21 protein-coding genes and 1 riboswitch are annotated in these 22,482 nt (G+C 72.3%); of the genes, 13 read left to right on the forward strand and 8 right to left on the reverse strand.

Annotation, left to right across the window (positions count from 1 at the left end):
- Window positions 1-22: 22 nt before the first annotated feature.
- Together ACFVH0_RS02660 and ACFVH0_RS02665 are read right to left on the reverse strand one after the other, a co-directional pair.
- Window positions 23-1,225: an amidohydrolase gene (locus tag ACFVH0_RS02660; protein WP_385817631.1), complete on the reverse strand. Its 1,203-nt coding sequence runs from the start codon at window positions 1,223-1,225 to the stop codon at window positions 23-25.
- A 59-nt stretch (window positions 1,226-1,284) separates the two neighbouring features.
- Window positions 1,285-2,040: a GntR family transcriptional regulator gene (locus ACFVH0_RS02665; RefSeq protein ID WP_385817632.1), complete on the reverse strand. Its 756-nt coding sequence runs from the start codon at window positions 2,038-2,040 to the stop codon at window positions 1,285-1,287.
- A gap of 228 nt (window positions 2,041-2,268) precedes the next feature.
- Here ACFVH0_RS02665 and ACFVH0_RS02670 point away from each other — a divergent pair, with 228 nt between their 5' ends.
- Window positions 2,269-3,789: an APC family permease gene (locus tag ACFVH0_RS02670; RefSeq protein WP_385817633.1), complete on the forward strand. Its 1,521-nt coding sequence runs from the start codon at window positions 2,269-2,271 to the stop codon at window positions 3,787-3,789.
- 46 nt (window positions 3,790-3,835) lie between these two features.
- Here ACFVH0_RS02670 and ACFVH0_RS02675 read toward each other — a convergent pair whose 3' ends face one another.
- Complete coding sequence (locus ACFVH0_RS02675; RefSeq protein WP_385817634.1) at window positions 3,836-4,444, reverse strand: GNAT family N-acetyltransferase; 609 nt, start codon at window positions 4,442-4,444, stop codon at window positions 3,836-3,838.
- A 67-nt stretch (window positions 4,445-4,511) separates the two neighbouring features.
- Complete coding sequence (locus tag ACFVH0_RS02680; protein WP_385817635.1) at window positions 4,512-5,093, reverse strand: helix-turn-helix domain-containing protein; 582 nt, start codon at window positions 5,091-5,093, stop codon at window positions 4,512-4,514.
- A 117-nt stretch (window positions 5,094-5,210) separates the two neighbouring features.
- Between ACFVH0_RS02680 and ACFVH0_RS02685 the strand changes: the two genes are divergently transcribed.
- The 7 genes from ACFVH0_RS02685 to ACFVH0_RS02715 all read left to right on the forward strand — a co-directional run bounded on the left by ACFVH0_RS02685 (window position 5,211) and on the right by ACFVH0_RS02715 (window position 11,643).
- Window positions 5,211-6,335 carry an aryl-sulfate sulfotransferase gene (locus tag ACFVH0_RS02685; protein ID WP_385817636.1) on the forward strand — a complete coding sequence of 375 codons (1,125 nt, stop codon included), beginning with the start codon at window positions 5,211-5,213 and terminating at the stop codon, window positions 6,333-6,335.
- A gap of 8 nt (window positions 6,336-6,343) precedes the next feature.
- On the forward strand, window positions 6,344-7,714 hold the full coding sequence (locus ACFVH0_RS02690; RefSeq protein ID WP_385817637.1) for a uracil-xanthine permease family protein: 1,371 nt from the start codon (window positions 6,344-6,346) through the stop codon (window positions 7,712-7,714).
- A 130-nt stretch (window positions 7,715-7,844) separates the two neighbouring features.
- On the forward strand, window positions 7,845-8,264 hold the full coding sequence (locus ACFVH0_RS02695; RefSeq protein WP_385817638.1) for a hypothetical protein: 420 nt from the start codon (window positions 7,845-7,847) through the stop codon (window positions 8,262-8,264).
- Between the two features lie 84 nt (window positions 8,265-8,348).
- Complete coding sequence (locus ACFVH0_RS02700) at window positions 8,349-8,999, forward strand: DUF3105 domain-containing protein (protein ID WP_385817639.1); 651 nt, start codon at window positions 8,349-8,351, stop codon at window positions 8,997-8,999.
- Complete coding sequence (locus tag ACFVH0_RS02705; RefSeq protein ID WP_385817640.1) at window positions 8,996-9,640, forward strand: DUF305 domain-containing protein; 645 nt, start codon at window positions 8,996-8,998, stop codon at window positions 9,638-9,640. The genes ACFVH0_RS02700 and ACFVH0_RS02705 overlap by 4 nt, the downstream gene beginning before the upstream one ends.
- Window positions 9,641-9,847: 207 nt before the next feature.
- A complete protein-coding gene (locus tag ACFVH0_RS02710) occupies window positions 9,848-10,309 on the forward strand; it encodes a formylglycine-generating enzyme family protein (protein WP_385817641.1) in 462 nt (153 codons plus the stop codon).
- An 89-nt stretch (window positions 10,310-10,398) separates the two neighbouring features.
- Complete coding sequence (locus ACFVH0_RS02715; RefSeq protein ID WP_385817642.1) at window positions 10,399-11,643, forward strand: ROK family protein; 1,245 nt, start codon at window positions 10,399-10,401, stop codon at window positions 11,641-11,643.
- A 21-nt stretch (window positions 11,644-11,664) separates the two neighbouring features.
- Here the strand turns inward: ACFVH0_RS02715 and xylA are convergent, their stop codons facing one another.
- The gene (xylA, locus tag ACFVH0_RS02720; RefSeq protein WP_385817643.1) at window positions 11,665-12,834 is read right to left on the reverse strand and encodes a xylose isomerase; all 1,170 of its coding nucleotides are present in this window, start codon (window positions 12,832-12,834) and stop codon (window positions 11,665-11,667) included.
- A gap of 216 nt (window positions 12,835-13,050) precedes the next feature.
- On the opposite strand from xylA, the gene xylB reads away from it, so the two are divergent.
- The 5 genes from xylB (at window position 13,051) to ACFVH0_RS02745 (ending at window position 19,138) form a co-directional block, all read left to right on the forward strand.
- Window positions 13,051-14,532, forward strand: a complete 1,482-nt coding sequence (gene xylB / locus ACFVH0_RS02725; protein WP_385817644.1) for a xylulokinase — start codon at window positions 13,051-13,053, stop codon at window positions 14,530-14,532.
- Window positions 14,533-14,595: 63 nt separating this feature from the next.
- Window positions 14,596-15,873 (forward strand): VWA domain-containing protein, encoded by a 1,278-nt coding sequence (locus ACFVH0_RS02730; RefSeq protein ID WP_385817645.1) that lies wholly within the window; start codon window positions 14,596-14,598, stop codon window positions 15,871-15,873.
- Entirely contained in the window at window positions 15,873-16,718 is an 846-nt protein-coding gene (locus tag ACFVH0_RS02735) for a hypothetical protein (RefSeq protein WP_385817646.1), read from the forward strand. Before ACFVH0_RS02730 ends, ACFVH0_RS02735 begins: the two co-directional genes overlap by 1 nt.
- Before the next feature lie 178 nt (window positions 16,719-16,896).
- Window positions 16,897-18,264, forward strand: a complete 1,368-nt coding sequence (locus ACFVH0_RS02740) for a cytochrome P450 (protein WP_385817647.1) — start codon at window positions 16,897-16,899, stop codon at window positions 18,262-18,264.
- 352 nt (window positions 18,265-18,616) lie between these two features.
- Window positions 18,617-19,138: a DUF4232 domain-containing protein gene (locus tag ACFVH0_RS02745; RefSeq protein ID WP_385817648.1), complete on the forward strand. Its 522-nt coding sequence runs from the start codon at window positions 18,617-18,619 to the stop codon at window positions 19,136-19,138.
- A gap of 7 nt (window positions 19,139-19,145) precedes the next feature.
- Here ACFVH0_RS02745 and ACFVH0_RS02750 read toward each other — a convergent pair whose 3' ends face one another.
- The 3 genes from ACFVH0_RS02750 to ACFVH0_RS02760 form a co-directional block, all read right to left on the reverse strand.
- Window positions 19,146-19,553 carry a hypothetical protein gene (locus ACFVH0_RS02750; RefSeq protein ID WP_385817649.1) on the reverse strand — a complete coding sequence of 136 codons (408 nt, stop codon included), beginning with the start codon at window positions 19,551-19,553 and terminating at the stop codon, window positions 19,146-19,148.
- A gap of 48 nt (window positions 19,554-19,601) precedes the next feature.
- Window positions 19,602-19,711: riboswitch (SAM riboswitch) on the reverse strand.
- Between the two features lie 50 nt (window positions 19,712-19,761).
- Window positions 19,762-21,024, reverse strand: coding sequence for a cytochrome P450 (locus ACFVH0_RS02755; RefSeq protein ID WP_385817650.1), 1,263 nt, complete (start codon window positions 21,022-21,024; stop codon window positions 19,762-19,764).
- A complete protein-coding gene (locus ACFVH0_RS02760; protein ID WP_385817651.1) occupies window positions 21,021-22,334 on the reverse strand; it encodes a cytochrome P450 in 1,314 nt (437 codons plus the stop codon). The genes ACFVH0_RS02755 and ACFVH0_RS02760 overlap by 4 nt, the downstream gene beginning before the upstream one ends.
- Between the last annotated feature and the right edge of the window lie 148 nt (window positions 22,335-22,482).

Genomic DNA, 22,482 nt, shown 5'->3' on the forward strand with positions numbered 1-22,482 from the left:
CGCCGCGCCGGGCCCGCACGTCTCAGACCAGCCGGCCCTCGCGGGCGATCACCCGGCCCGCGCGTACCACCACGGACGGAACCGGGCGGTCCACGATGGCCTCGGGCAGCGAATCCGCGGCCACCAGGACGAAGTCCGCCGGGTCGCCGGTCTCCAGCCGGGAGGCGGGCAGTCCGAGCAGTGCGGCGCCGCCCTGGGCCACCGCCTCGTAGCAGGCGGCGAGTTCGGCATCGGTGCGGGCGTCCGTGCGGTACGCGAGCAGATGCGCCCGGGCGATCATGTCGCCGTCGCCGAACGGCGTCCAGGCATCGCGCACACCGTCGGAACCGACGCCGAGCCGCACGCCGCGCGGGGTGAGCAGTGCGGGGTCCAGGACCGGGTCTCCGCCCAGCGCGCAGGTGACCAGGCAGACGCCCGCGTCGGCCAACAGCGCGGCGAGCGAGTCGAGTTCGGCGCCCTCCAGCTCGGCCACGGCGAAGGCATGGCCGAGGGTGACCCGTCCCTGCATCCCGGCGGCGACGGTGCGCCGGGCGATCTCGGTGATCTGGCGGATGCCCTCCGGTCCGCCGTCGTGCAGATGGATGTCGAGCGGTGCGCCCCTGCGGTCGGCCAGCCCGAACACGAAGTCCAGCTGGCCCTCCATGTCGCCGTCGATGCCGATCGGGTCGAGGCCGCCGACGACGTCGGCGCCCTCGGACAGGGCCTGCTCCATGAGTTCGGCAGTGCCGGGCTCGCTCAACAGGCCGAGCTGGGGGAAGGCGACGATCTGCACATCGAGGAGGTCCTTGCGTGCTTCGGCCGCCGCACGCACTCCGTGCACTCCCGAGAGGCCGTGGACGGGGGCGACATCCACATGGGCCCGCATGGCGCGGGTGCCACGGGCGACGGCCCGGTCCATCAGTGCCCCGGCCCGCTCCGCCACCGGCTCCGTGAAGGCGGTCCTGGACCGTACGTCGCCATCGATCAGGTCCCGGAGCGTGTGGGCGGGTTCACGGCTCAGCCAAGGTCCGCCCCAGGTCGATTTGTCGGGGTGGATGTGCGCATCGACGGGCGAGGGCAGGACGAGGGCCCCCGCGGCGTCCACGGTCGCGCAGCCGGCGGGCAGCTCCGCCGGGTCGTAGGCGGCTATCCGGCCTTCGGAGACCAGCAGGTCACGGGTGCGCCCGTCGGCGGAACGGACGGCGGTGAACAGGACATCGGGGCGGGCGGGGGCGGGCGTCGCCATGGGGCTGGGATCTCCTTCGGTGGTGCGCGACGTCGTGCGCGCGATGGGCGTCGTCTCGGTCAGGACCGGCGCCGGGGGCCGGCGTCCGCGGGCCCGGCAGCGGGGCCGGTCCCGGTGTCCGCGGTGCCGGCGGCGAGCATCCGCATCGCGGTCTCGCGCGTGCCGGCCACATGGCGGCGGGCGATCCGCTCCGCCTCGTCCGCGTCGCCGCTCCGGATCGCCTCGTAGAGCAGTTCGTGCTCACCGCACATCACGGGGCCGTCGCCCGGCTCGGAGGTGAGGCTGAAGAGCCGGCGCAGCCGGCCGTCGAGCGGTGCCATCAGGCCCTGGAGCAGCGGATTGCCGGACATGACGACGATCTGCTGATGGAAGTCGGCGTGGACCGAGCCCAGTTCACGGGTCCGGCGGGAGGAGTCGGCGGCGCGGCGGGCCCGGTCCAGGAGCTTTTCCAGGGTGCGCAGTCCGGCCCGGTCGGCGCGGCGGGCGGCCAGCGAGGCGGCCAGTGCCTCCAGGTGTTCCCGGATGTCGAAGAAGTCGGCGGCCTCGGCCGGGCCGAGCGGGGCGACGAACGCGCCCTTGCGGGCCTGCGCCGCGATGAACCCCTCGGTCTCCAGCCGCTGGATGGCCTCCCGTACGGGGATACGGGACACCCCCAGCTCGTCCGCGAGCTCCCGTTCGACGACCCGGTGCCCGGAGGGGTAGCGGCCGTCGATGATCCTCTCGCGCAGTTCCGCATAGACCTGGTCGCGCAGCGACTGATGTGCCGCACCGATGGTGCCGTTGGCGGTGAGGCCGGCGGTTCGGCTGCTGCTCATGGACTCGCTTCCTGCCCTTCGGAGCCGGTCTCTTTCCGGCTCCCGTGCCGCGATCATCGCAGATTCCGGAAACCTTCCGTACCCCCTTGCCTGGTATTCGGTATACCAGATAGCTTGAGCGCCGCGCCCAATCGGGCCGCCCCTGAACTGGTCTTTTCCGCTGACCCATGCCTGGAGAAGGCATCGGATTCGGCGCCCAGCCGCCCGTTCGCACCTGAGGAACCACCGATGACGCAACCCTCGACGGCCGTCCCGCCGCCCGCCTCTCCCGCCCCCTCCGCCCCCTCCGCCCCCGTGGATCCCGCCCCGCCGTCCGGCGGTCCTTCGGGAAGCCTCGCCAAGGGGCAGATCGGCACCTTCGATCTGGTCTTCTTCGTCGTGGCGGCGGCCGCGCCGCTGACCGTGCTGGCCGGGGTCGCGCCGTTCGCCATCGGGATCGGCGGTCCGGGCACGCCGCTCGGCTATCTGGTCTCCGGTGCGCTGCTGGTGCTGTTCGCCGCCGGGTTCACCGCGATGAGCCGCTATGTGCGCAACGCCGGAGCCTTCTACGCGTACGTGGCCCGAGGGCTCGGCCGTACCCTCGGCGTCGCCACGGCCTACCTTGCGACGCTCTCGTACAACCTCGTCGCCCCCGGTGTCGCCGCCGGGTTCGGCTACTTCGCCTCGACGACCCTGAGCGATCTCACCGGTGCGCAACTGCCCTGGTGGCCGCTGTCGACCCTCTGTGTGCTGGGCACCGGGGTACTGGGCTGGCTGCGGGTCACACTGAGCGCGAAGGTGCTGGGGGTGGCACTGGTGCTGGAGGTCCTGGTGCTGCTGGTGATGGACGTCGGGGTGCTGGCGGACCGGGGGGCCGCGGCTCTGGACATCACGTCCTTCGATCCGTCCGTGCTGTCCTCCTCGGGCGGCATGGCGGGGATGTTCGTCCTGGTCATCGGCGCGTTCACGGGCTTCGAGGCGACCGCGATCTACGCCGAGGAGGCGCGTGACCCGGAGCGCACCGTGCCCCGTGCCACGTTCGTCGCCATCGGGTTCCTGGCACTGTTCTACGCCGTCGGGGTGTGGATCCTGATGGGCAGCTTCGGTACGGACAGGTCCGTCTCGATGGCCCGGTCCTCGGACGGTCCGCAGCTGACGTTCCACGCGGCCGACCGGTTCGTCGGCCCGTGGCTCGCGGACTCCATGCATGTGCTGATCGTGGTCAGCGCGTTCGCCGCCACCCTCGCCTTCCACAATGCCGCGGCCCGCTACCTCTACGCCCTTGGCCGCGAGGGTCTGCTGCCGCGCCGGCTGGGCCGGGTTTCGGCCCGGCAGGGTTCGCCGGTGACGGCGGTCGTCGTACAGAGCGTCTTCGGCCTGGTGATCGTGGTGGGCGGTGCGCTGATCGACGCGGATCCGTACGCCGAGATCTTCCTGTGGACCAACAGCACCGGTGTGCTCGGCATCATGATCATGCAGGCGCTGGCCGCGCTCGCCGTGTGTTTCTTCTTCCGCCGGGACCGGCGCGGCATGTCGGTCTGGCGGGTCGCGGTCGCACCGCTGATCGCCTTTGTGGGGCTCGCGCTCCTTTCGGTGCTCGCGACGCTCCACTTCGACCTGCTCACCGGGCGCACGGGTGCGGTCAATGTGGCGCTGCTGGTGCCGCTGCCGGTGGTGCTCGTGGCCGGGTTCGTGGTGGCCCTGCGCATCCGGCGCGCCGATCCCGGCAGGTATGCGCGGCTCACCGAGGTGGACGTCGAACGGGACTGAGCGCCGCGCCGGAGCGGGGGCGGCCGGCGCTGCCGCCCCGTCGCGGTCAGCGCCTCGCGTCGTCCCCGCGCAGCCGGGCATGGAGGTGCATGTCGTGCCAGCCGTCGGCGTGGAGGAGGGACCGGCGCCGGGTGCCCTCCAGGGCGAAGCCCGCCTTGGCCGCCACCCGGCAGGAGGGCCCGTTCCGCACGGAGTGCGCGAGTTCGATCCGCTCGAATCCGATCTCGTCGAAGGCCCAGCGTGCGAGCGCCGAGACGGCCCGGGGCGCCACGCCCCGCCCGCGGGCGGCCGGCAGCACCCAGTAGGAGCATTCCGCCATGCCCATCGCCGTCATCAGGGACCGGAGCGAGACCCGGCCGAGCACTTCGCCGGCCCCGTCGCCCGCTCCCCCGGTACGTACGACGGCCCAGTGAGCTCCGGTCCGGCCGCGCCAGGCGTCCTGCCACTGCCCGATCCAGGCGCGTGCCTCGTCCTGGCTGTCGGCCCGGCGCAGATGCCAGTGCTGGATCGCCGGATCGGAGAAGGCCGCCACGACCGCCGGTGCGTCCTCGGACCGCCACGGGCGCAGAAGCAGGTCGTCGTCGGCGGTGAGCACCGGTTGTTCGAGGTCCGCGAGGCGGCCCGGAGGGATGTGGGGCGGCACCAGGTATGGCATGGGCGCATCATGGCACGGGGGCGGGCCCCTTCCCGGGCGGCACTCCTCGACCGAGCCGCCCCGCCGGTCAGCCGGCCTGTTCGTCGGTGGCCTGGACGTGGTCGGCGATGCCGACGACGAGGACCCGGGTGTTCGGTGCGATGGGCCGCCACCGGTGGACGAGGCCGCCCGCGCAGTAGAGCGTGTCGCCCTGTTCCAGGCGGTAGAAGTTGCCGTCCGCCTCGACCTCGGCCGAGCCGTCGGCCACGTAGAGGATCTCGTCGTTGCGGTGCCGGAACTCCCGCCCCCAGTCATGCGCACCGGTGAACTCCAGGGCGTGCAGCCGCTGATGGCCCCGGACCAGTGGGCGCATCCGGCCCTCGCTCTCGCCCTGTGCCCCGGTCTCGCGCACGGCGGCGGAGCTGTGGCGCACCACGTCCACGGGCCGCGGAGCCTCGGCCGTGGAGAGCAGCTGGACCGCGCTCGTGTCGAGCGCGTCGGCGATGCGCTGGAGGGAACCCATGCTCGGCCGGGAGCGGCCGTTCTCGATCTGGCTGAGGAAGGGGACGGAGAGTCCGGCCCGGCGCGCGACCTCCGCGAGGGTCATCTCCAGGGCTCGGCGCCGTCGGCGAATTCCCGGGCCGACCAGCGGGGTGTCCGCCTCGCTCATCTCACTCACTCCGTGTCCTGCGTGCCGCACACCACAACCGGCGGGGGAGATAGCAGCCTACCGGGCCGGTTAACCTTTTAAGTCCCACCTAAAAAAGTTAACCGAGAGGATCGATCCATGCCCCTCGTGGACCAGAACCAGCGACGACGCCGCGGCACCGGACTCATGGCCCTGGACGAGGACGCCAGCTACGGCGGGTACACCCTCTTCGCCCCGCTGACCGGCAGCGGCGAGGTCTACCTCATCGACATGCGCGGTGAGGTCGTCCACCGGTGGAACCTCCCCTACCGCCCCGGCCGGCACGCCCGGATCCTGCCCAACGGCAACCTGGCCTACAGCGGTGTCCTCCCGGACGAACCGGCTCTCTTCCCGATGTGGCACAAGTACCGCGGCGGGATCATGCAGGAGATCACCCCGGACGGCACGGTCGTGCGCGAGCACCGCGACCGCTACCAGCACCACGACGCGTACCACTACGGCGACGGCCGCCTCCTCTACTCCGCCCTGGAGCCGCTGACCGGTGAGGCCGCCGCCGCGGTCAGGGGCGGCGTGCCCGGCTCGGAACCCGGGGGCACGGTGTGGGCGGACACCATCGTGGAGGTGGACGCCGAGGGCAACACGGTGTGGGAGTGGAAGGTCTCCGAGCACCTGGACCGCGACGCGTTCCCGCTGCACCCCGACTACTCGCGCGAGCACTACCCGCTGATCAACAGCGTGCTGCCGACCAGCGACGGCAACATCCTGGCGAGCTTCCGCTCCGTCTCGGCCGTCGTCGTCATCAGCCGTGAGACCGGCGAGATCATCTGGCGCAGCGAGCCCGGTGCCGTGTCGCAGCAGCACTGCCCGACCGAGCTGGAGAACGGCAACTTCCTGGTCTTCGACAACGGCGTCTTCCGCCCGCACTGGGACGTACCGTTCAGCCGCGTCATCGAGATCGAGCGCGCGAGTGGCACCATTGTGTGGGAATACCACGATCCGGCGCGCGAGTCGTTCTTCGCCCCGTTCATGGGCAGCGCCCAGCGTCTGCCCAACGGCAACACGCTCGTGACGGATTCCCCCGCCGGCCGCCTCTTCGAGGTGACCGCGGACGGGTATCTGTGCTGGGAGTACGTCGTGCCGTTCTTCGGCGGCTACCAGGAAGAAGAAGTGCGCAAGCTGTTCCCGTCGGAACCCAACGCCGTGTTCCGCTCCTACCGTTACTCGGCCCAGGAGCTCCCCTGGCTCGACGTCCCGAAGGGCTGAGCCGGACCATGGCTTCCCCCGTCCCCGACACCGCCGCCCCCCTCGCACCGGTCGCGTCCGTCGCGCCGGTCGACGAGCGGCTCCCCCTCCCCCGGCTGGCGCCCCTGGCGTTCCAGCATCTGCTCGCCGGGATCGCCGCCCCCGTCTCCTCGGTGATCCTGATCGGCACCACGCTCTCGCTGTCGGCGTCCCAGACGGCTTCGCTGCTCAGCGCGACGCTGGTGCTGTGCGGTGTCGGGGCGCTGCTCCAGTCGCTGGGCATCGGGCCGCTGCGCATCGGCGCCCGGCTCCCGTTCCTGATGCTGCCGGGCGGAGCGGCGGTGGCGATCTTCCTCCAGGTGGCGAAGGAGCACGGGCCGGCCACCGCGTCCGGTTCGGTGCTGATCGCCGCGGTCTTCCTGATTCTCGTACTGCCGCTGTACGGGCGTCTGGTGCGGTTCTTCCCACCGCTGGTGATGGGCACCACGGTGGTCCTGATCGGCATCAACATGATCAAGATCACCGCGCCGATGATCGCCTCGGGACCGGGGCTCGGCTTCGCGACGCTCGGTATCACCGCGCTGTTCTTCCTCGTCATGCGTGGCGTGTGGCGGCAGATGTCGGTGCTGTTCGGCCTCGTGGGCGGCACGCTCGTCGCCGCGGTCAGCGGTACGGCGTTCCACCTGGCGCACGGCAGCACGTTCGCGCTGCCCGACCCGTTCCCGTACGGCACCCCGCACTTCGATCTGCTGGCCGCCGTGCCGCTGCTGGTCTTCGCGCTCGCCTCGCTCGCGGAGGCCACCGGCCAGACCGTGCTGAACAGCGAGGCCGTGGGCCGGACACCGGACGCCGCGCGTGACGTGCCGCGGATCTCCCGGGCCGACGCGGTGGCCTCGCTGGGGGCCGGGGTCTTCGGTACGTCGCTGATGGTGACGAGCGCCGAGAACATCGGCATCGTCCAGCTCACCCGGGTCCGCAGCCGGTTCGTCACGGCGGGCGCGGGGGTGCTGCTGATCGTCTGCGGTCTGATCACACCGTTGACCCGGCTGCTCGCGGCCATCCCGGAGCCGGTGGTCGGAGCCGCGGGCCTGATCATCTACGCGGTGATCGCGACGATGGGGTTCGGCATGCTCAGCCGCGAGAACCTCAGCCACGGCACCAACGGCATCGTGGTCGCGCTGGCGCTCTGCGTCGGCCTGCTGCCGGTCTTCGCGCCGGAGATGTACGCGGGCCTGCCGGTGTGGGCCCGCACGATCTTCGGCAGCGGCGTCGCCGCCGGGGCGCTGGCCGCGGTGGTCCTCGCGGCCGTGTTCGGCCGGCTCGGCCCGAAGGAGGATCAGCTGCACAAGGAGCCTGCGCAGGAGCCCGCGGCGGAGTCCGCGGCCGGCTCCGCCCCGTAGCGGGCCCGCTGCCGCACCGGGTGCCCCCCTCGCACGGACGATCGTGCCGGGGGGGCACCCGCACATCATTCGCCCCACTCACCCCGTCCCACCCCTCATTGAAAGTTCACACACCGCGTACGATGACGGCATGAACCGGCTGAGCGAACGGACCCAGCGACGAGTGCGGTGCACCCGCGCGTCGGCCGTGCTCGGCTGGCTGTTCGTGCTGCTCGCCATGGTCTCGTGCTGTTCGATCACGGCCCCGGCCGCACACGGCTCCGGCACCCACACGGCCGTCGCCCGCACCGTCACGCCCACGCACCAGGCGCTCGCCCGGATCGTGGTGGCCGACGCCCCCGAGGACCGGGGCGTGGGCAGTTCCTGCCACGGGAGCTCCGAGCACGCGACCCCGGTCGTGCTGCCCGGCCAGAGCGCGCCCGTGGCGCTCCCCGGTGCGACCGCCGTCGTTCCGGTCGCCCCGCTCACCGGCGCGGCCGCGATCCGTGGCCCGTCCAACGACGCCGTGCGGGAAGTCGACCATCTCCGTCTGCAGGTTCAGCGGATCTAGAGGCAGGACCCGTTCCCCGGAACACCGGGGGACGGACTCCGCATGCCCTCAGCTCCATCCCTCTTGTTGAACCGAAGGACCCCCATGGCTTCCGCCAAGCAGCAGAACACCTCTGCCTCCGCACGTCGCGCCAAGCTGGAGGAGGCCCGCCGCAAGGAGCGGGCCCGCGAGCGGCGCAGCCGCATCATCACCATCACCGCGTCCGTCGCCGTGGTCGCCGCACTCGTCGCGGGCGGCGGCTATCTGATGTCCGCCGCCGACGACAAGGACAAGGCCGAGACCGCGGCCAAGTCCTCACCGGTGAAGGGCGAGCGGACCTGGGACAAGCTCACCCAGAACCACGTCGAGAAGAAGGTCGACTACCCGATGAACCCGCCGGTCGGCGGCGACCACAACCCAATCTGGATGAACTGCAACGCGGACGTCTACACCAAGGCGATACCGAAGGAGAACGCCGTCCACTCCCTGGAGCACGGCGCGGTCTGGGTCACGTACACGAGCAAGGCGAAGCCGGCCGATCTGGACAAGCTCCGCGAGCGGGTCAAGTCGACGCCCTACTCCCTGATGAGCCCGGTCGAGGACCAGGCCGCCCCGCTGATGCTCAGCGCCTGGGGCAAGCAGGTCACGGTGGACGGCGCCGCCGACGCGCGCGTCGGGCAGTTCTTCACCAAGTACGTACAGGGCCCGCAGACCCCGGAGCCGGGCGCGGCCTGCACGGGCGGGGTCGCCCAGTGACGTCCGCGGTACGCTCCCCGCGTCCGATGGTGCTGGCCGGTGGCGTGGTGCTGCTGCTGGCGGTGGGCCTGGTCGCGCTCATGCTGGTACGGCCGTCCTCGTCCGCGGGCTCCGCCTCCGTCGCGGCCGCTCCCTCGGACACGTCGGTCGACGTCGGGTTCGCCCGTGACATGTCGATCCACCATCAGCAGGCGGTCGAGATGTCGTTCATCGTGCGGGACCGCACCTCCGACGAGGCGGTGCGCCGGCTCGCGTACGACATCATCAACACGCAGGCCAATCAGCGGGGCATGATGCTCGGCTGGCTGGAGACATGGGGCCGGGCGAAGTCCTCCTCGGCCGTGCCCATGAAGTGGATGGACCACCCCTTCACTCCGAGGGGCGACGGTTCGCTGATGCCCGGCATGGCGACCGACAGCGAACTCGACGCGCTGCGGGCGGCGAAGGGCAAGGAGGCCGAGGTGCTGTACCTGAAGCTGATGACCCCGCACCACCGGGCCGGTGCGGAGATGGCCGCGGCCGCGGCCGGCTCGGCGGACACGGACGAGATCAGGAACCTGGCGGCGGGCATGGTGCGCGGCCAGCAGTCGGAGATGGCGCTCATGGCGGACATGCTCAAGGAGCGCGGCTCGAAGCCCTGAGCGCCGGACGTTCCGGCTTCCGGCACGCGGCCGGGCCGTTCGCGGCGGACTCCTCCGCCGAGAACGGGCCGGCCCCGGTCATGGCACGGCGACCTCCACCCGTGCGGGGACCGGCGCGGTCCCGTCCGGCGGACCCCACGCCCGCCGCCCCGCCGCCGGACGGATCGCCCTGCCCTCCGCCGTCGGCCCGTTCCACGTCGACGCGACGTGTGTGAGCAATGTCCGGTTCGCGGCGTTCGTGAAGGCCGCCGGCTATCGCACCGCGGCCGAACTCATCGGCTGGTCCCATGTGTTCGGCTCCTTCGTCGGGGCGACGAACTCACCCCCAGGGGCAGGCACCGCTGCAATGTCCGGCGGGGTGACTTCCCCGTGCGCAACACCGGCGAGGACGGCTTCCCCTCCACGGCCCCGTCAGCTCCTGCCCGCCCAACGGCTTCGGCCTGTACAAACACCTCGGGCAATGTGCGGGAGTGGTGTGCCGACCGGTTCAGCGCCGACCGGCACGTGGCCGACCGCCCGACCACCCGCGTCGATCCCGTCGGGCCGCCGGCCGGCGGGAACCGGGTGCTGCGCGGCGGCTCCTACCTCTGCCACAGCTCCTGCTGCACCCGCTACCGGGTGGCCGCCCGCACCTCCAACACCCCGGACAGCACGACGGGCCACGGCTGATTCCACTGCGCGCTCCGAGCGGGCCCGGGGCGTCGAGGAAGGGATCGCACCGGGAGTCGCACAGGGGATCGCATAGGCTCGGCTCCGACATGAAGAGCAACGTCACACCGCTGGGGCCCAAGGCCGACAAGGACACTGTGCGCCGGAGCAACCTCAGCCTGGTGCTGCGGGCCGTCCGTGACGAGGCCGAGGGCGGGGCGACCCGGGCCGGGGTCGCCGCACGGGTGGGGCTGACCCGGGCCGCGGTGTCCTCGCTCGTCGAGCAGCTGCTCGACACCGGATTCCTCACCGAGTCCGGCAAGACGTTCAGCGGGCAGGCGGGCCGCCCCGGGACCGCGCTCAAGGTGGCGCGCACCGGGCCCGCCGGGCTCGGCGTGGAGATCAACATCGACTACGTGTCGGTGTGCGTCGTCGACCTGGCGGGCACCGGACGGGTCCGGCTCACCGAGCACCTCGACAACCGCGGCACACCCCCCGGGGAGGTTCTGGCGCGGGCGGCCTCGATCGCCGCGCGCACCCTGGACTCGGCCCGCGAGCAGGAGCTCCGCCCGGTCGGGGTGGCGCTGGCGCTGCCCGGACTGGTCTCCGGCGGCACGGTGCGCCAGGCGCCCAACCTGGGCTGGAACCGGGTACCGGCCGAGGAGCTCTTCGCGGCGGCGCTCGCCGGCGCCCGCCCCGGACACCGGGCGCTCGCGGTGACCTCCGAGAACGAGGCCAATCTGGCCGCGCTGGCCGAACTCTGGTTCGGCGGCCTGGAGGCCGTGCGCAGCTTCCTCTATCTGACCGGTGAGATCGGTGTCGGCGGCGCGCTGGTCATCGACGGTGAACTGCTGCGCGGGGCCCACGGATTCGCCGGCGAGATCGGGCATGTGGTGGTGGACGCCGAGGGGCCGCAGTGCCGGTGCGGCTCGCGCGGCTGTCTGGAGCAGTACGCGGGTCAGGCGGCGCTGCTGCGGGCCGCCGGTATCGCGGAGTCCGGCGGCGGCGCCGGGGTGGCCGAGCTGGAACGGCGCGCCCGCGCGGGGGACGAACGGGCGGTGGCCGCGGTGGCGGAGGCCGGCCGGATGCTGGGGCGGGTGCTGTCGGGGGCGGTGAATCTGCTCGATCCGGACGCGGTGGTGCTCGGCGGGATCTACCGGAACCTGATGCCGTGGCTGTCGCCACCCGCCGACCGGGAGCTGACCGGCCGTGTGGTGTCCGGGCTCTGGTCCCCGGGGAGCGGGCGGCTGCGCGCCTCGTCCGTCGCGGGTGACGCGGCACGGGGCGCCGCGGCGCTGGTGCTGACGGGGGTGCTGGCCGATCCGGTGGCGTACGCGGGCCGCCCGGCCGGCTGAGCGGCCGGGCGGTTTCCGGGGTCAGCGAACCCCGAGCAGGTGGTCCATCGCCAGCTGGTCCAGGGCCTCGAACGCCATCCCCCGTTCCGCCGCCGCCGTCACATCGAACTCCTCGTACGCCGACCGGTCGGCCAGCAGCCCGGCGATGCCGTCCTCGGCGGTGCGGCGGGCCAGTTCGTCGAGCCGGGACGCGCGCAGCGCCTCCTGGACGGCGGGGTCGGCCCGGAAGGCGGCGGCGCGCTCCTTGAGGATCAGGTAGTTGCGCATGCAGCCCGCGGCCGAGGCCCAGACCCCGTCGTGGTCCTCGGTACGCGGCGGCTTGAAGTCGAAGTGCCTCGGGCCCGCGTAGCCGGCCGTCTCCAGCAGGTCGACGAGCCAGAAGGCCTGGCGCAGATCGCCCGCGCCGAAGCGCAGGTCCTGGTCGTACTTGATGCCGGTCTGGCCGTTCAGATCGATGTGGAAGAGCTTGCCCGCCCACAGCGCCTGCGCGATGCCGTGCGGGAAGTTCAGCCCGGCCATCTGCTCGTGCCCGGTCTCCGGGTTGACGCCGAACAGCTCCGGGCGCTCCAGCCGCTCGATGAAGGCGAGGGCGTGGCCGATGGTGGGGAGCAGGATGTCGCCGCGCGGCTCGTTCGGCTTGGGTTCGATGGCGAACCTCAGGTCGTAGCCCTGCTCGGTGACGTACTCGCCGAGCAGGTCGAAGGCCTCCTTCATCCGGTCCAGGGCGAGCCGGATGTCCTTGGCGGCGCCGGACTCGGAGCCCTCCCGGCCGCCCCAGGCGACGTAGGTGGTGGCGCCGAGCTCGACGGCGAGGTCGATGTTGCGCAGCGTCTTGCGCAGGGCGTAGCGGCGTACGTCACGGTCGTTGGCGGTGAACGCGCCGTCCTTGAACACCGGGTGGGTGAACAGGTTCGTCGTCGCCATGGGGACGACGAGCCCGGCCGCGTCCAGCGCCTGCCGGAACCGCTTCACGATGCCTTCGCGCTCGCTGTCCGTGGAGCCGAACGGAATCAGGTCGTCGTCGTGGAACGTCACACCGTACGCGCCCAGCTCCGCGAGCCGGCGCACGGATTCGGCCGGGTCGATCGCCGCGCGGGTCGCGTCGCCGAACGGGTCGCGTCCCTGCCAGCCCACCGTCCAGAGTCCGAAGGTGAACCGGTCCTCGGGGGTGGGCGTGAAGCGTTCCGTCATCGTCTGGCCGCCTTCGATGCGTCGGGACCGGGGCCAGCGAGCCACCCGGACCTTATTTGTTCACTGTCATGACTAATGATGCATGTACCGCCTCCGGCGCGTAACTCCCTCGCACTGCCACTGTTCGACGGGGGTCCGGTCACGTATTTTGTTCGGTGCACGACCGAAATTCTCCGCGCCCGCCATACGGGGCCGCAGCACAGGAATGAGGGCGCCATGCCGCCGCGTACCGTCGTCATCGGCGTGGACAGTTCCACCCAGTCCACCAAGGCGGCCTTCGTCGACGCCGCGAGCGGGCGGCTGCTCGCCGTCGGCCGCGCGCCGCATGCCGTGCGGGGTGAGGCGGGGGCACGCGAGAGCGATCCGGAGGCGTGGTGGCAGGCGCTGCGCGGCGCCGTCGCCGCCGGGCTGAAGGAGTCCGGGGCCGCCGCGTCGGCGGTGACCGGCATCGCGATCGCCGGGCAGCAGCACGGGCTGGTGGTTCTCGACCGTTCGGGCCGTCCGCTGCGCCCCGCGATACTGTGGAACGACACCCGCTCCGCCCCGCAGGCCGCCGCACTCACCGAGGCGCTCGGCGGCCCGGACGCCTGGACGGCGCGGACCGGATCGGTGCCGGTGGCCGCCGTCACCGCGTCGAAGTGGCGGTGGCTGCGGGAGAACGAGCCGGACACCGCCGCCGCGACCGCGGCCGTACGCCTCCCCCACGACTTCCTGACCGAACGGCTCGCGGGCACCGCCGCCACCGACCCCGGCGACGCCTCGGGCACCGGCTGGTACTCCACCGCGACCGGCTCCTACGACCCCGGACTCCTCGAACTCCTCGGCCTGGACGCCACGTTGCTCCCCGAGGTGGCCCGGACCGGCGCGACCCGCGTCGGCTCGCTGACCGCGGAAGCGGCCGAGGCCCTCGGGCTGCCCACCACGACCGCCGTGGCCGCGGGCACCGGTGACAACATGAGCGCGGCCGTCGGCCTCGGGCTGGGCGCGGCCGGTCTCGTCGACCACCCCGTCCTCAGCCTCGGCACCTCGGGCACGGTCTTCGCGGCGTCCCGGACCCGGCCCGCGTCCCCGGCGCTCTCCGGCTTCGCCGCGACGGACGGCACGTATCTCCCGCTGGCCTGCACCCTCAACTGCACGCTGGCCGTGGACAAGGTCGCCGCGCTGCTCGGCCTGGACCGCGACGACACGTCCCCCGGCGGCGAGGCGGTGCTCCTCCCCTACCTCGACGGCGAACGCACCCCCGACCTGCCCACCGCCGCCGGACTCCTCACCGGCCTCCGGCACGACACCACGCCCCGTCAGCTCCTCGGCGCCGCCTACGAGGGTGCCGTCGTGACCGTGCTGCGCGCCCTCGACGAACTGCTGTGGGCCTGCGGCCTCGACCCGGCGGACCCGGCGGTGGCCGCCCGCCCACTGCGGCTGATCGGCGGCGGTGCCCGGGGCCGGGCCTGGGTGGAGACGGTACGGCGGCTCTGCGGGCGGCCCGTGATCGTGCCCGGGATCGGCGAGCCGGTGGCGCTGGGCGCCGCCGCACTGGCCGCGGCCGCGGCCACCGGTGCGGACCCGGTCGCGGTCGCCACCGGCTGGAGCACCGGCGAGGGCGTCCGACTGCCGCCCGTGCGGCGGGACTCGGCCACCTGGGAGCGGGTCGGGTCGGTACTGGAGCGGGCCTCGGGGCCCTTGCTCGGCGGTTTCTGACGGTTCCCCAGCGGCCCGCGGACCGGTTTGGGGTAGCGCCGCGATCTTCACTAGTATCCGGCGATGATCATAAGAAAAAGGCTGACGGCCGGGGTGGGCATCCTGCTCGCCACCCTGACCGCCGGGCTCGGCACGGCACTCCCCGCCGCCGCCGACGAAGCCCCCGCCAAAGCCTCCCCCAAGGTCGAGCTGGTGCTCGACGTCAGCGGCTCCATGCGGACCCGCGACATCGACGGCCAGTCCCGGATGACAGCCGCCAAGCAGGCGTTCAACGAGGTCCTGGACGCGGTGCCCGAGCAGGTGGAGCTCGGCATCCGGACGCTCGGCGCCGACTATCCGGGCAACGACCGCAAGGTCGGCTGCAAGGACACCAAGCAGCTCTACCCGGTCGGCCCGCTGGACCGCACCGAGGCGAAGACCGCGGTCGCCACCCTGGCCCCCACCGGCTGGACCCCGATCGGCCCGGCCCTGCTGGGTGCCGCCGACGACCTAGAAGGCGGTGACTCCACCCGCCGGATCGTACTGATCAGTGACGGCGAGGACACCTGCGGCCCGCTCGACCCGTGCGAGGTGGCACGCGACATCGCGGCCCGCGGTATCCACCTCGTCATCGACACCCTGGGCCTGGTGCCGAACGCGAAGATCCGTGAGCAGCTGACCTGCATCGCCGAGGCCACCGGCGGCACCTACACCGCGGTCCAGCACACCGATGAACTCTCCGGCCGGGTCAAGCAGTTGGTGGACCGGGCCGCCGAGCCCGTCGTCACCCCGGTGGCGACCGAGGGCGCGAACAGCTGCTCCGCGGCGCCGCAGCTCAAGGCCGGCCTGTACACCGACCGCGAGAAGTTCGGCGAGCACCGCTGGTACCGGGTGGATGTGCTGCCCGGTCAGGAACTGCGGGCCTCGGTCAGCGTCTTCGCCGACCGTGCCGTGAACAACGACTACGGCGTACTGCTGCGCGCGCTGACCGTGCACGGCCGGGAAATCGTGCGCGGTTCGGAGTCGGGCACCGGCCGCACCGACGCGATCTCCTCCGGTCTGCGCTACCCGAAGGCCGAGCAGGACGACACGGACAGCGATGACAAGCCGGCCGCCGAGACCGTGTGTCTCCAGGTCAGCAACTCCTTCTCGGCCCCCGCCTCGGTGAAGACCTCGCCCGGCATGCCGGTCGAGCTGACCGTGGACCTGGTGGACTCCCCGGACGAGGCCGCGGATGTCGCCGCGTTCGGGCTCGGCCGCGGCTGGTGGCTGCTGGGCGTGCTGGTGCTCACCGGGCTGATCGCGGGCCTGGTCGTCGGCTGGGTCTCGCGCTGGCGCGTCGCTGTCTGGAGGACCAACTGATGCGTAGGACACGTGTATTCGCGGGCGCGCTGCTCGCCGGGCTCGCCCTGCTGACCTCGGCGGGCGCCGCGGTGGCCGACGACCCGTCGGCGAGCCCGAGCCCGAGCGCTTCCGAGGACGGTGCCGGCCCCACCGAGGCCGGCACCACCTTCCGTACCGCGACGGCCGTCCGGCAGAACCAGCTCGCCACCGCCGGGGCTTCCACGGGTGACTACCTGTACTGGGTGTTCCCCGCCGACGCGGGCCAGCGGGCCACCGTCAAGGCGAAGGTCACCCTGCCGCCGAGCGCCTCCCGGCACGGCACGTCGACATGGCAGGTCGATGTGTACGACGGGCTGCGGCGCCGCCAGGCCTGCATGTACGGCCGCCAGACCGGCAAGGCCGCGGCCGACGCCTCGGCGGTCGAGCTGACCTGCGTACTGCGTACCGTCCGCGCCTGGTCCGAGCCCTGGGCCAACGACCCGCTGCCGGGCAGCTACTACGTACGGCTGACGGTCGTCGATCTGCCGTCGGCGGACCTCGGGCTCCCGGTGAAGACCGAGGTCGAGGTCACGGCCGCCGACAAGGGCGGCGCCGGTGATGTGGACGGCACGCTCGCCGAACCGCTGGTCCCCGGCGTGTCCTCCGTGGCGCAGGCCTCCGACGGCTCGTCCGACGGTGACGAGGACGGCTCGTCCAGGGTCTCGCTCGGCAGCGAGCCGGAGGACGGCTGGGCATCGGGCTGGTGGACCGACCGCTGGCTGTGGACGGTCGGCGGCGGTGTGCTCGGAGCGATCGCGGCCGTGTTCGGCTACTCCCTCACGCGCGGCAACGGCCGCCCGTCCCGGGTGCCGCCGGGCGTCTGACCCGCACACCCCGCCGGACGGGCCCGGCTCCCGGGCCCGTCCGGCGGCGGCGCACAGCGGCTACCCTCGACAACTCACGTACTGCACAAGGCCGATGACAGGTTCCAGGGCGTGCGGTACCGCTGAAGTCAGGTCGCCGCGCGCCGGATCGGTGCGCCACAAGGGAGCGGAGACATTCATGTCCACGGAGACCGGCCCGGTCATCGACGCCGAGCCGCGGAGCCACCGGATCGTGCCGGGCCCGAAGGGGCTGCCGTTCCTGGGGAACCTGCCGCAGTTCGGGAAGAACCCCCTCGCCTTCTTCGAGCGGCTGCGCTCCCACGGGGACATGGTGGGCTGGCGGTTCGGCCCCAACTCCTGTGTGTACATAGCCGATCCGGACTGCATAGGCGAGCTGCTCACGGAGACGGAGCGCTCCTTCGACCAGCCGGCCCTGGGAATCGCCTTCCGGACCGTGATGGGCAACGGCGTGGTGGTCGCCCGCGGCACCGACTGGCGGCGGAAGCGTTCGCTGGTGCAGCCCTCCGTACGTCCCAAGCAGGTGCGCTCGTACGCGGCGACGATGGCGAGCAGCACGGTGGAGCTGGCGGACACCTGGTCGGGCGGTGAACGCATCGACATCAAGCGGGAGATGGCGGCGCTGACACAGCGGATCGCGGTGCGCACCATCTTCGGTGTCGACACTGCGGCCGACGCCGAGGCGATGGGCCGGGCGATGGATGTGGCGCAGCAGGAGATCGGCAAGGAGTTCGCCGGGATCGGCGCACTGCTGCCGGACTGGGTGCCGACCCCCGGCCGGGCCAGGATCAAGAAGGCCGCGGCGGTCATCGACGCCGAGGTGGGCCGGGTCGTCGCCCGTCATCGTGACGGCGGGGACGAGCGCCCCGACCTGCTGAGCCGGCTGCTGACGGCGGTCGACGAGTCGGGGGAACGCCTCACCGACCGGGAGATCCGCGACGAGACGGTCACGCTGTACATCGGTGGGCACGAGACGACCAGTTCCACTCTGGTGTGGGCCTGGTATCTGCTGGCCCGCAATCCGCGGGTGCGTGCCGCGCTCGCCGAGGAGCTGGACCGGGTGCTCGGCGACCGGGAGCCGGAGTTCGACGACTACGCGCGGCTGACGTACACGCAGTCCGTGGTCAAGGAGACGCTGCGCCTCTACCCGACGATCTGGCTGATCACCGGTGTCGCGAAGGAGGGTGCGCGGATCGGCGGTGTGCCGATGCCGGAGGGCACCCGGGTGTGGACCAGCCAGTGGGTGACTCAGCGCGACGCGCGGTGGTTCCCCGAGCCGGAGGAGTTCCGTCCCGAGCGCTGGGATCCGGAGGCGGGCGACAGCATCGCGGAGTACGCCTGGTTCCCGTTCGGCGGCGGCCCCCGGGTCTGTCTGGGTACCCGGTTCGCGATGGTCGAGGCTGTGCTGATCCTGGCCGTGCTGGCCCGCCGCTTCGAGCTGGACGTGGACCCGGGCGTCATCGAGCCGGTCCCGTCGCTCACGCTGCAGCCGGACCGGGAGGTGCTGGCGACGGTCCGGACCCGGTGAGGCTCGCGGGGCGGGCCCGGTGGCCGCTCCGGTCGCTCTCGGGCCCGCCCCGCAGGCTGCTCCGGTCCGCAGTGCCGCACGCCCTCCGTGCCGGCCCGGTCCCCGGCCGAGGAGGCTGAAGGGCGGTTCCAGCAGGCCCGGCCGGCGCAGGGCCTCGTCCGCCTCCCTGGCGCACACCGCACGCCGGCCGCTCGGCTCCACCGCCCCGTCCCGCCGCCGGATATGCCGAACCGATATGTCCGATCTGTCGCGGAGGTCAGGTCATACGGTTCACACTGTCCATGTCGGCCGCACCCGCCGACGGGCCGTCCGGCCGCTATCCGCAGGCTGTCGATCCAACGGGAGAAACACCATGCGTCTTCGCTCCGCTCTCACCGCCGCACTCGCCGTCGCGGCCACCCTGCCACTGACCGGCACCACGGCGTCCGCGACGAACGGCACCGCGAGCCGCCTCGCGACCTGCCAGGAGAAGTCCCTCTCGGTGCACGCAGCACCCGGCGGACAGCGGAACGCGGCCCGGATCGACGTCGTCAACAACGGCGGCCGGGCCTGCGTGGTGGACCGGATCCCCACGATCACCTTCCGGGGCCTCGACGGCTCCGCCGAGGCCGTCCCGCCCGCCGGGAGCGGCCCCTACGAGCTGTCCCCGGGCGAGCGGGCGTACGCCGCCGTGCGGACCGCGGACCCGGCGGCCGCCGAGGGCCACGTCGTCGGCAGCATCTCGGTGGCGGCGGACCCCTCCCACCTGGGCGTCGCCTTCCGCGCGGCCGCCGTGGGCATGCCGCAGGGGATCCATGTGTGGGTGCCGCTGACCACCCGCTGGCAGGAGTCACAGGCGGCGGCGGACAGCGCGCTGGCGGACGCGCTGGGGTGATGTGCGGCTACAGTCCGTAGCTTGTGCCGCCGACCGTCCGCCGTGGGTCGGGGGCGGTCGTCGCGCACGGCGTGCCGCCCTCGAAACCCGCATTGACCAGGGCCGTGGCCCGGCCCGTGGAGTCCACCAGCTTCAGGGCGTGCCACCGCGGCAGCCAGAACACCCGTCCGCGGTGGACCGTGAGCAGTTCGGTGAGTGCCGCCGGGGCGTGCGTCCACACCTTCGGCAGCTCCTCGGCATGGTCGAAGGCGGGGCGCAGTGCGAACCAGCCGTCGGCGCCGATGTCACCGGAGGTGAGCAGCAGCTCCATGGCCTGGCCGGGCTCCTGGTGGCACTTCTTGGTGTGGATCCAGTGGACGTGGTGGCCGGGGCCGTAGCTGGTGCAGCCGTCGTTCCGGACGAGGTGGGGGAGCATGGTGCTTCGCCTTCCCGGGATCCTGGACCCCAGGTGCTCTGCCCCGACGGTCCGCTGTTCCCCGCGCGCTGCGCACGGGGCCGGTCGTCACCCGGAGCACCCGCAGCGGAGCGGGATGCCGTCCAGTTAGCCGGGGCTGTGCACTGGAACTCATGACCTGCGAGAACTGTATCCCACGGACGGCGGTGCCCGACGGGTGGTCAGGTGCTCAGCCGTGCAGCAGTACGGGGAAGGCCTCCATGTCGTTCTGTGTCATCACCGGCAGCTTGCGGACCTCCGTGTCCGGGACGGCCGCCCGCAGCGCGGGGAAGCGCGCGAAGAGTGCCGGCAGGGCGATGCCCGCCTCCACGCGGGAGAGCGCCGCTCCGGGGCAGATGTGCGGGCCGTGGCCGAAGGTCATGTGGCGGATCGGAGCCGGCCGGGCGATGTCGAAGGCGTCGGCGTCCGCCCCGTGCTGCTCGATGTCACGGCCGATGGCGCGATAGGAGATCACCACTCCCTCGCCCTTCGCGATCACCTCGTCGCCCACCTGGATGTCCTGGGTGGCGAACCGCATCAGCAGATGGGTGGTGGGGGTGTCCCAGCGCAGGGTCTCCTCGATCACCGTCTCCCACGGGATCTGGCCGTCGAGGACGCGTCGGAGCTGGTCGGGGTGGGTGAGCAGGGCCCGTACGGCGTTGAGGATCAGCCCGATGGTGGTCTCGTGCCCGGCGGCCACCATGGCCTTGAGGTTGCCCACCACCTCTTCCTCGGTGAGCGGTGCGCCGCCTTCCTCGGCCAGGATGAGCGCGCTGGTGAGGTCGTCGGTCGGGCGCGCCGTCCTCTCGCGTACGAGAGCGGCGTAGAACACGTCCAACTCGGCCAGCAGCGCCAGGCGTTCCTCCTGCGGGGTGAGCATGGAGAAGAACGCCTTGTACCGCTTCATCAGCATGGGGTGCTCGGCCTCGTCCACCCCCATCAGCATGCCGACGACGCGCATCGGCAGCGGCTGGGCGAACACGGACTTGAGGTCGACCACGCCGTTCTCGCTCCTGCGGCTCTGTTCGTCGAGCGCGTCGAGCAGTTCCTCGGTGAACTTCTCGATGTCCGGGCGGATCTCCTCCAGCCGGCGCGGGGTGAGCGCCTGGGAGGTCTTGGTGCGCAGCCGTCGATGCTCGGCGCCGTCCACGGTGAACATGGAGCGCCCGGCGTCGATCATGCCGATCAGCGGCCACTCGTGGGTGACCTCGCCGCGCTGCCAGAGTCCCCAGGCGTCGAGGTCCTTGACCAGGCGGGGATCGACGAGGAGTTGGCGGGCCAGCGCGTGCCGGGTGACGGTCAGGGCCGGAACGCCGAGCAGTTCGATCCTGGCGAGCGGACCCGCGTCGCGCAGTCGGGCCGTCTCTCCGTCCAGGTCCTGGACCAGCGGATCGATGACGACGGGAGCGCCGCTCGAAGCGGCACCCCGGGCGGCGGCGTGCGGGCAGTTCACGACGGGTCTCCTGTCGGACGGACGGGGGCGAACCGGACGGGCAGCGCGGTCATGCCCCGCAGGAAGGCGGACTGCCGCCGGACCAGCTCGGGGACGGGAACGGCGAGGTCCAGGTCGGGGAGCCGGTCGAGCAGCACCTCGATGCCGGTGCGGGCGATGATCTCGGCGATCTCCTGCGCGGGGAAGGGGCAGCGGTACTCGCCGTGGCTGAACGCCAGGTGGGCGCTGTTGCCGCGCTGACCGGACGGTCCGCCCGAGGCGGAGAGGTGCTGGCGGATGTGCGGATCGGCGTTGGCCGCGCCCAGGCCCAGCAACAGCATGTCCCCGGCGCGGATGCTGCGGTCCCCCAGCCGGGTGTCGCGGGCCGCCCAGCGCCCGGCGAGGATCTGCGTCGGACCTTCCTCCCAGAGCACCTCGTTCATGGCTTCGGCGACGCTGTGCCGGCCGCCGGTGAGCGCCACGGCGAACTGGTCGTCGGTGAGCATCAGCCGGAGCGAGTTGCCGATCCAGTCGGCGGTGGTGAGGTGTCCCGCGGCCGTGATGGCCATCAGGTCGAGTACGTACTCCTCGTCGGTGAACTCCCCCGCGTACGCCAGCATGCGCGAGGTGACGTCGTTCCCGGGCGAGGCCCGGCGGGCCGCCAGCAGGCGCTGCATGCTCTCGCCGAACCGCAGATGGGCCTCCTGCGCGCCCGGTCCGCCGTCGGCCAGGTCCCGGAGCACCTCGGCGATCCGCGGCCCGTCCGCGTCGGCGAAGCCGACCAGGCGGGCGAGCACGAGCACCGGCAGCGGAACGGCGAAGTCGGCGATCAGGTCGGCCGTGCCGCGGTCGCAGAACCCGTCCACGAGGCGGTCGGCCAACTCCTCGCAGTCCCTGCGGAGTTCGAAGTGCTCGACCTCTTCGAGGGCCTGCCCGACCATCGCGGCGTGACGCCGGTGCTCGGCACCGGCGGTGAAGTAGATGGACGGCATGGGCCGGCCGACCATCGGCAGCAGCGGCCAGTCCTCGGGGATGTTCCCCCACTGGTTCCACAGTCCGACGTCCCTGGGGAACAACTCGCCGTCACTGGTGACCTGGTGGAGTTCGCGGTAGCCGATGACCAGCCAGGCCGGAACCCCTCCGGGCAGCTCGACGGGTACGACGGGGCCGTGTTCGCCTCGCATGGCGCGGTAGACGACATGGGGTTCCGTGTGGAACTCGGGTCCGCTGAGCGGCACGGCGGAGCGGCCGGCTCCTGCCGGGCAGTGTCCGGCGGCGGTCGGCGTGGATGCGGTCGGGTGTCCTGACACCGCGGATGCGGGCGTCGTCATCGTACGGAATCTCCTGCGACGAAGGCTTCGCTCGTTGCGGTGGTCGGTTGATCAACGCGCCTTCACTATAGGGAAATTCGGTGAGCCTTCGGGCACTGTTCACAACCATTCCCGCCACTCTTGCGATCCTGTGAGCCCGTTTTTCGAC

It is taken from the genome of Streptomyces sp. NPDC127117 (assembly GCF_042677325.1).
Lineage (GTDB): Bacteria > Actinomycetota > Actinomycetes > Streptomycetales > Streptomycetaceae > Streptomyces.